The organism is Oribacterium sp. FC2011, from assembly GCF_000701645.1.
In the GTDB taxonomy this organism is placed as follows: domain Bacteria; phylum Bacillota; class Clostridia; order Lachnospirales; family Lachnospiraceae; genus Oribacterium.
Map to the genome: position 1 here is coordinate 1 of NZ_JNJM01000046.1, position 6,701 is coordinate 6,701.

At 35.9% G+C, this 6,701-nt stretch carries 6 protein-coding genes, 1 tRNA gene and 1 rRNA gene; all 8 read left to right on the plus strand.

All coding sequences use genetic code 11. From position 1 onward, the window contains the following. Nucleotides 1-19 precede the first annotated feature (19 nt). A tRNA-Met gene (locus tag T357_RS0117965) sits at nucleotides 20-93 on the plus strand. 130 nt (nucleotides 94-223) lie between these two features. Next, on the plus strand, nucleotides 224-1,294 hold the full coding sequence (locus T357_RS0117970) for a 6-phosphofructokinase (RefSeq protein WP_031555642.1): 1,071 nt from the start codon (nucleotides 224-226) through the stop codon (nucleotides 1,292-1,294). A 41-nt stretch (nucleotides 1,295-1,335) separates the two neighbouring features. Continuing rightward, the gene (gene dnaX / locus T357_RS0117975; protein ID WP_031555645.1) at nucleotides 1,336-2,934 is read left to right on the plus strand and encodes a DNA polymerase III subunit gamma/tau; all 1,599 of its coding nucleotides are present in this window, start codon (nucleotides 1,336-1,338) and stop codon (nucleotides 2,932-2,934) included. 11 nt (nucleotides 2,935-2,945) lie between these two features. Next, entirely contained in the window at nucleotides 2,946-3,281 is a 336-nt protein-coding gene (locus T357_RS0117980; protein WP_031555648.1) for a YbaB/EbfC family nucleoid-associated protein, read from the plus strand. Beyond that, nucleotides 3,281-3,877: a recombination mediator RecR gene (gene recR / locus T357_RS0117985; RefSeq protein WP_031555652.1), complete on the plus strand. Its 597-nt coding sequence runs from the start codon at nucleotides 3,281-3,283 to the stop codon at nucleotides 3,875-3,877. Before T357_RS0117980 ends, recR begins: the two co-directional genes overlap by 1 nt. A 30-nt stretch (nucleotides 3,878-3,907) precedes the next feature. Next, the gene (locus T357_RS0117990; protein WP_031555655.1) at nucleotides 3,908-5,593 is read left to right on the plus strand and encodes a tetratricopeptide repeat protein; all 1,686 of its coding nucleotides are present in this window, start codon (nucleotides 3,908-3,910) and stop codon (nucleotides 5,591-5,593) included. A 4-nt stretch (nucleotides 5,594-5,597) separates the two neighbouring features. Continuing rightward, a complete protein-coding gene (locus T357_RS0117995) occupies nucleotides 5,598-6,338 on the plus strand; it encodes a CvpA family protein (RefSeq protein ID WP_031555657.1) in 741 nt (246 codons plus the stop codon). Nucleotides 6,339-6,627: 289 nt separating this feature from the next. Beyond that, nucleotides 6,628-6,701: ribosomal RNA gene (locus T357_RS0118000) — 16S ribosomal RNA — on the plus strand; the annotation flags it as partial.

The window sequence follows — 6,701 nt, forward strand, 5'->3', positions numbered from 1 at the left end:
AAATAACAAATATTAATATCGCGGGATGGAGCAGTCTGGTAGCTCGTCGGGCTCATAACCCGAAGGTCGTTGGTTCAAATCCTTCTCCCGCAAGTCTCAGAGATCACCTTTTGGTGGTCTCTTATTTTGTTGAAAAACATATGTTATACTTGTATAATTTATGAAGGAAATTTCTTGACTTTTATAATATACATTAATCTATTGTCAGAAAGGAGAAGTTAGAATGCGAGTTGGAATGCTTACAAGTGGTGGTGATTGTCAGGCGCTTAATGCAACCATGAGAGGTGTTGGTAAAGCACTGTTTAATTTGTTCGATGATCTTGAAATATATGGTTTTGAAAGCGGATATCATGGACTTATTTACTCGGAATATCATAAAATGGAACGTTCTGATTTTTCAGGTATTCTAAATATTGGTGGAACAATTCTGGGGACATCAAGAACACCTTTTAAAACGATTAATGAACCTGATGAAAATGGTCTTGATAAAGTTGAAGCCATGAAACATACCTATAAACAGCTTAGGCTTGACTGTCTGGTTGTTTTAGGAGGTAATGGTTCTTTAAAAACTGCAAATCTTCTTTCCCAAAGTGGACTTAATGTTGTAGCATGTCCAAAAACCATTGATAATGATCTCTGGGGAACCGATATGACATTTGGTTTTCATTCTGCTGTTAATATTGCTACAGAAGCGATTGATTGTATACATACTACAGCAGCATCCCATAAAAGAGTTTTTATTGTAGAAATAATGGGTCATAAAGTAGGACTTATGACATTATATGCCGGTTTAGCCGGAGGAGCTGATATAATACTCATTCCTGAAATACCATATCATATAGATGCTGTATGTAATAAGATTCTCGAAAGATATAAATACGGATCCAAGTTTTCAATTATAGCCGTAGCAGAGGGTGCCATTTCTTATGAAGATTCTTTGAAGTCGAAAAAGGATTATAAGAAAAAGCTGGCTGAAAGAAAGTACCCTTCTGTTTCCTATGAGCTTGCGGATGAAGTATTTAACAGAACAGGAATAGAGGTTAGAGTTACTGTTCCCGGTCATACTCAAAGAGGCGGAGCACCTGTTCCTTATGACAGAGTACTGGCAACAAGATTTGGTATTGAAGCTGCGCAATTAATAAAAAAACAGGACTTTGGTAATATGGTTGCATTGGTTAAAAATGATATTGTTAAAGTTCCTTTAAAAGATATCGCCGGTAAATTAAAATATGTCGATCCCGATTCCCAGATAGTAAAGGAAGCTAAACTTCTTGGAATTTCATTTGGAGACTGAAAAGGTTTTCAAAATATAAATGTTTTAAATGAGGATTTTAATTGAGTTACACTGCATTATACAGAAAATGGAGATCTCAAACATTTGATGAGATAAAAGGACAGGATCCTATAATAGAATCATTTAAAAATCAGATAAAGACCGGGCGAATAGGTCATGCATATTTGTTCTGCGGAACCAGAGGAACAGGAAAAACATCTGTTGCAAAGATTCTCGCCAGAGCCGTAAATTGTGAAAACCCTGATAACGGTAATCCTTGTAATAAGTGTGCATCGTGCAGATCTGTTTTGAATGATTCAAGCATGAATGTTATTGAAATGGATGCTGCGTCAAACAATAGTGTTGAAGACATACGACAGATACGAGATCAGGTTCAGTATCCTCCGGTGGACGCAAGATTTAAAGTATATATCATTGATGAGGTTCACATGCTTAGTCAGGCTGCGTTTAATGCTTTCCTAAAGACTTTGGAAGAACCTCCCGAATATGTGATATTTGTTTTGGCAACAACTGAGCCAAACAAACTGCCGATAACAATTCTTTCCAGATGTCAAAGGTATGATTTTCGTCGGATATCTACGGAAACGATAACTGAAAGACTACATGAAATAGCTTCAAGTGAGGGTATAGCTGTTGATGATGAAGCATTACACTATATAGCAAGAGTGGGAGACGGATCCATGAGAGATTCCGTATCACTACTGGATCAATGTTCTGCCTTTCAATTTGATCATAAAATTGAGTATGAAGATGCATTAAACATATTGGGAGCTGTTGATACATCTGTTTTTTCTGATATGATATGTGCGTTGAATAAAAAAGATATCAGAGACATCCTGAATATCATATCAGAAGTTATTGAACAGGGCAGAGAGATAGGACAATTTATAAATGATCTGATCATGTATATAAGAAACCTGCTCCTGGCTAAGAGTGTTGATAACTTAAATGGTCTTGTGGATATGTCCAACGAGAACCTGCTAAAGCTGAAGGATGACTCAAAGCTGTTTTCTGTAGATGAATTATTACGCTTCGTTAGGATGCTGAGTGAATTAAGCAACCAAATGAGATATTCTGTATCCAAAAGGATACTATTGGAAACAACTTTGATGAAAATGGCCTACCCGGAAACAGATTCATCGTTGGAAGGCTTAAATGCAAAACTTAGTGAAATAAAAAGAAATATCGCAAATATCAATATTGATTCTATCAAAAATGGGAATCTGACTGAAACCTTGGTTAAAGCAAAAGACTTTGTTCCAAAAGAAATAAAATCCGATTCTCCCAAAAAGGTAGCATTACCGAAAGCTCAGTATGAAGATCTTCAACTGCTGAAAAAGGAATGGAGAAATATTTGCATAGCTGTTCCTTCTTCAGTTGTTTCTGTGGCTTTGAAAGATTCATATGTAAAACCTAACAGGGAACATGACGGAATGATAATAGTAACAAAGAGCAAAGCCTGTTATAAAATCATTTCTGAAAATGAATCTAAGGATATGTTATGTAAGGTTGTTGAAGACAGATATAATAAATCTATCAAATTTGCTACTGAGTTATCTGAAGAAAAAGAAAATTCAACAATATATGTAACTGATGATGATCTGAGTAAGATTAATATTAATATTGAAACAGAAGGATGAGAGGTGTATAAATGGCTAAACATGGTGGATTTCCCGGAGGAATGCCGGGAATGAATATGAACAATATAATGAAACAGTATCAGCGTATGCAGAGAAAACTCGAAGAGGCTCAGGAGGAGTTGGCTAAGAAAGAGTATATCGGCCAGGCTGGTGGCGGAGCTGTGAAAATTACAGTTACCGGTGAGAAAAAGGTGATAAAAGTTGATATTGATAAAGATGCTGTAGATCCAGAAGATGTAGAAACACTTGAAGATATGATCCTTGCTGCGGTAAATCAGGCTATCGGTTCAGCAGAGGAGGATTCACAGTCAGAAATGGGTAAGCTTACCGGAGGACTTGGGTTCTGATGGAATATTTTTCAAAAGATATTTCAAAACTTATAGGTGAGCTTTCGCATCTTCCCGGTGTTGGGCAGAAAAGTGCGCAAAGACTTGCATTTCATATTATTAATGCACCAAAGGAACAGGCTGAGCAGCTTGCAGATGCTATTTTATCGGCTCGAAAAAATGTCAGGTATTGCAAGATTTGCTATACTTTAACAGATTCCGATACATGTCCTATATGTGCATCTGAAAACCGTAATCATAAGCAGATAATGGTTGTGGAAAACAGCAGAGATATGTCTGCCTATGAACGTACGGGTAAGTACAGCGGAGTATATCATGTATTGCATGGTGCCATTTCACCTATGCTTGGTGTCGGACCTGATGATATAAAGCTAAAAGAATTAATAACCAGATTGAAGGATGATATAGAAGAAGTTATTATAGCTACTAATTCTTCATTAGAGGGTGAAACAACAGCAACCTATATTACAAAACTGATAAAACCTATGGGAATAAAAGTCTCAAGAATAGCATCAGGGGTACCGGTTGGTGGAGATATAGAGAATATTGATGGTATAACCTTACTAAGAGCTTTGGATGGAAGGGTTATTTTATAAATATTAACTGCTAAGGAGTATGATTGTTTAATGGATAAGTACGAATTTAACATTAAAGCTGAGCAAATGCGAAAAATGGCAGAGCAGGGCGATTATAAAACAGCCATGCAGATTGCCGATACAATAGATTGGAGACGAGTAAGAAACGCCAATCTTCTTTCTTCGGTAGCAGAAATTTATGAACATAACAAAGAGTATGAGGAAGCCAAAGATATTCTGATACTGGCATTTGAAAGAGCTCCCGTAGGCAAGAGATTTCTGTTTAAGTTATCAGAGATTTCGGTTGAAGCAGGAGACATTCAGGAGGCACAGGAATTCTATAGAGAATTCTGTGAAATGAGTCCGGATGATTCAAGACAATATTTGTTAAGATATAAGATATTAAAAGCTAAAGGCGCGTCAAATGAACAACTTATCGCGCCTTTGGAAGAGTATACATCAGTTGATGTAGATGAAAAATGGCTTTATGAGCTGGCAAAATTGTATTCTGATGTCGGATACGAAGATGAATGTGTAAAGACCTGCGATAAAATCATGCTTTTGTTTGGACTTGGCCAGTATGTTGATAAAGCCATGGAATTAAAACAAAGGTACAGAGAATTATCAAAACAGCAGCTGGATCTTATTGAGAACAGAAGTCTTTACGAGGACAAACTTAAACAGGCATCAGAACAATTTGAAGAGTTAAATGAAAAACCTTCTGAAATCAATATAACCAATATCAGGAATCATGATAATGCTTCTGTCAGGCAGGAAGAAACCGAAAATAATTCTGTGGCTGAAGACAGCTATGCTGATAACGAAAATACTGAAGTAACCGAAAACGCTGATTCTGAAGAAACGGTTAGCAAAGATTCCGGCAGCGGTAAATCTAATGAGAATAAGGTAAAAGAAAATCTCAATAATTACCATATGATCATTGAAGCAAAATCCAAGGAAGACGGATTTAAGATTGCAGTAGATGAAATTAAGTATTTTCATGACAAGTATGGTTACGATTTCAAGGTTGCCAAGACAAATTCCGAGAAATTGAATGAAAAGGGATTCGAAGCATTTAAATCCAAGATCGAAGGAAAAGATCTTATCATAGAGGATGCCGGATCTTTAACTTATAAAGTTGTTGATGAGATCGCAGATTACATTGATGAACTTGAAGATCCAAGTTCCATCATTTTAGTGGATGTTGTAGACAGATTTGACAGAATGGCTGAAGACAGGCCGTTATTTATAAAAAAGTTTGATCTGGTTTCTGATATAGAAGACGATCTTGTGGAAGATGTTCAGATAAATCAGGCAGAAATCCCGGCTGTTAAGGATGAAAAAGAAAACATAATAAATTATGATAAACCAAAGACAGTGGGTAAAACCGAGAATGCAGCTATATCAAAGCCTAAGCAAAATGATGTGGATAATGCATTACCATCAGACTTTTATAAAGAAATGGATATTGATGATTTTGCAACTTATGCACAGAACTATGCAAAGAGTATAGACTGCGTATTACCGGGAAAAACTGTGTTGGCATTATATGAAAGAATTGAAATAATGCAGGAGGACGGCATAGCATTAAATAAAGCAAGTGCAGAAGATCTTATTGAAGAAGCTGCAGATAAGGCGGAAAAATCAGGATTTGGCAAAAAACTTGCCGGAGTATTTCATCCAAAATATGATAAGGATGACAGGCTGATTTTACGTGAAGATTGCTTTGTAAGCTGAGTATATGACAGTAGCATTAGAAGTAATTAAAAATGACTGGGTTCAGATAAGCGTGATTACCTTTATGGTAGTCATGCTTATTTCAGGTTACTGTAAAGGTTTGGTAAAGATGTCATCTAACCTGGTTACGCTGATTATGTCAATAGTGATAACCAGGATGGCAAAACCACATTTTCAGGAATGGTTAAAAAATAACGAAGCGGTGAGATCATTTGTAAGTAATAAAGTGGAGTTTCTGGTTACGGAATATATAGAATCAACAGTCAAAAACAGCACACAAATACAAAATGAAAGCTTATCGGATAATAATATAGTTAATGCCATAATAAAAAACACCCTCGAGAATAGCGATGGCGACATAAGTGAACTACTTGGGATAGATAAAATAGCAAATATAATAACTGAAAAAATTTCAGACTTTGTTTTATCAATTATTACTTTCTTAGTCTTGATGATTGTAATAACGATTATAATGAAGCTGATTTTTTGCATACTGGATAAAATAATGGCATTACCGGTACTCTCCGTTATCAACAGAGTTTCCGGTGCCATACTTGGGCTAATAGAATCAATATTGTATATATGGATAATCTTTATAGTGTTGAGCCTGTTTCCAAAGAATGAATTCATAAATGATATTATGGAACAGATAAACAGAAAAGGAACATGGATTTATTTTTTGAAAGAATCCAATCTATTTATAAAAGTTTTTGAATTAATAATAATGTCAGGCTTAAAAAAATAAAAAATTTTTCAAAAACCATTTGACAACACAATTAAGAGCTGATATATTAAACAAGCTGTCGCAATAAAACAGCAACAGAACCTTGAAAATCAAAGATCGATTAATACACAGACCCTGAAGATTCTATAAAGAAGATTCAGAAGCGGAGGATCTGAAAAGATCTGAAGCGAGACCAAAAAGGTCTAAAGCGAATAATACAATCGCAGTAAAGAAAACGGACAGAACAAATAAAGCCAAGCTTTTAGTTCTGAACGGGAAGAACTTAAAAGAGAGAAATCTCTTTCGTATTTAATATGAGAGTTCGATCCTGGCTCAGGATGAACGCTGGCGGCGTGCCTAACACATGCAAGTCGAACGAGCGAG